Genomic DNA, 1,085 nt, shown 5'->3' on the forward strand with positions numbered 1-1,085 from the left:
GATGCCATCCGCCGCTTCGTCACCGAGAACGGTGGCGCCTATCCCGACGAGACCACCGCGCTGGTGGAGCGCGTGGCGCGAGGCGGCGCGACGCCGTTGGTGGTCGCGGAGGACGACCGGGTGCTCGGCGTCGTGCCCCTGTCCGACATCATCAAGACCGGCATCAAGGAACGCTTCCAGCGCCTGCACGCCATGGGCATCCGCACGGTGCTGATCACCGGCGACAATCCGCTGACCGCCGCCGCCATCGCCGCCGAGGCTGGCGTGGCGGACTACATCGCCGAGGCCACGCCGGAAGACAAGCTGGAGTACATCCGGTGCGAACAGGCCCAGGGACGCCTAGTCGCCATGATGGGCGACGGCACCAACGACGCGCCGGCCCTGGCCCAAGCGGATCTCGGGCTGGCGATGAACTCCGGCACCCAGGCCGCCAAGGAGGCGGGCAACATGGTGGATCTCGATTCCGATCCGACCAAGCTGCTGGAGGTGGTGGAGATCGGCAAGCAGTTGCTTGTCACCCGTGGCGCGCTAACCACCTTCTCGCTGGCCAACGACGTGGCCAAGTACTTTGCCATCCTACCGGCCATCTTCATCGCCAGCGTGCCGGCCATGCAGGCCCTCGACATCATGCAGCTCAACAGCCCAGCCACGGCGGTGCTGGCGGCGGTGATCTTCAATGCCCTGGTGATCCCGGCGCTGATCCCCTTTGCGCTGCGTGGGGTGAGCCTCCGCCCGCTCAGTGCCGACGCGCTGCTGCGTCGCAACCTCTTGATCTACGGGTTGGGCGGGCTGTTGCTGCCGTTCCCGGCGATCAAGCTCATCGATCTTGGTCTTGGTTTGGTGATGTAGGAGATGGTGATGAATCACGCCCAATCCGTTGCCCCGACAGTCTCCGCGACCCCAGTCGGACGCTGGCTCCAGGCGCTGCGCGGCGCCCTGGTGCTGATGCTGCTGTGCGGTGTCCTCTACCCGCTGCTCACCGTGGCGATCGGTGGCGTCCTGTTTCCTGAGCAGTCCACCGGCAGCTTCGTCGAACGCGATGGCACGGTGATCGGCTCGGCACTGGTCGGCCAGCCGTTCAAGGC

Annotated in this window: 2 protein-coding genes; both read left to right on the forward strand. The window is 66.7% G+C overall.

Features of this window, described 5'->3' with window-relative positions; genetic code table 11:
* The coding region (locus CKO42_RS26655) for an HAD-IC family P-type ATPase (RefSeq protein ID WP_242479739.1) at positions 1–849 on the forward strand (849 nt) is incomplete at its 5' end.
* 9 nt (positions 850–858) lie between these two features.
* A partial coding sequence (locus CKO42_RS26660) for a potassium-transporting ATPase subunit C (RefSeq protein WP_200252728.1) occupies positions 859–1,085 on the forward strand: 227 nt, incomplete at its 3' end.

Origin of the sequence: Lamprobacter modestohalophilus, from assembly GCF_016583905.1 — a bacterium.
Taxonomy (GTDB): domain Bacteria; phylum Pseudomonadota; class Gammaproteobacteria; order Chromatiales; family Chromatiaceae; genus Lamprobacter; species Lamprobacter modestohalophilus.